The following is a 546-nucleotide window of genomic DNA, read 5'->3' as shown; positions in this document are numbered from 1 at the left end:
CTCGCCATCCAGTCGCAAGAGATCTACGACCGCTACATGAAGTACCTGACCGGTTGCGCGAAGCTGTTCCGCCAGGGTTACACCGACGTCGACCAGTTCACGCTGCAAAAGTAGCGGAACGACCCCCAGCTCCTCGCCGCCTACTTCACGAGGGTGAACTGGCCCACATTGCTGATGCCCTTGCGGAAGAAGTCCTCGCAGCCGGTCAGGTACTTCATGTAGCGGTCGTAGACCTCTTGCGACTGGATGGCGATGGCCTCGTCGCGGTTCGCCTCGAGGGCGGCCGCCCAGGTTTGCCGCCCATATATTGAGAGTCCGCTCGTAGTGCTCACCCAGTAATTGCACCTTTTCGACCGAGAATCCGGCGGGCTCAGCGAATTTGAAAATATCTTCCTGCGTCGGCAGCTGGCCGCCCGGAAAAATCTCGGTGAGGATGAACTGCGAGAAGTGCACGATCTCGTGCGTCAGCGTCATGCCCCGCGCCCTGGCCTCCTTGAAGGAGGGGCGAACGATGGTGTGCAGCAACATGATTCCGTCGGACGGCAG

At 60.1% G+C, this 546-nt stretch carries 1 protein-coding gene and 1 pseudogene; one reads left to right on the top strand and one right to left on the bottom strand.

Features of this window, described 5'->3' with window-relative positions; all coding sequences use genetic code 11:
* A partial coding sequence (locus A9X05_RS29955; protein WP_197499135.1) for a class I SAM-dependent methyltransferase occupies nucleotides 1–114 on the top strand: 114 nt, incomplete at its 5' end.
* A gap of 26 nt (nucleotides 115–140) precedes the next feature.
* Here the strand turns inward: A9X05_RS29955 and A9X05_RS19495 are convergent.
* Nucleotides 141–546, bottom strand: a pseudogene (locus A9X05_RS19495) (class I SAM-dependent methyltransferase); the annotation flags it as partial.

Origin of the sequence: Mycobacterium sp. E3298 (assembly GCF_001666895.1) — a bacterium.
Lineage (GTDB): Bacteria > Actinomycetota > Actinomycetes > Mycobacteriales > Mycobacteriaceae > Mycobacterium.
Note: the sequence above shows the minus strand (reverse complement) of the source record. Positions and strands in the feature narration are given on the sequence as shown.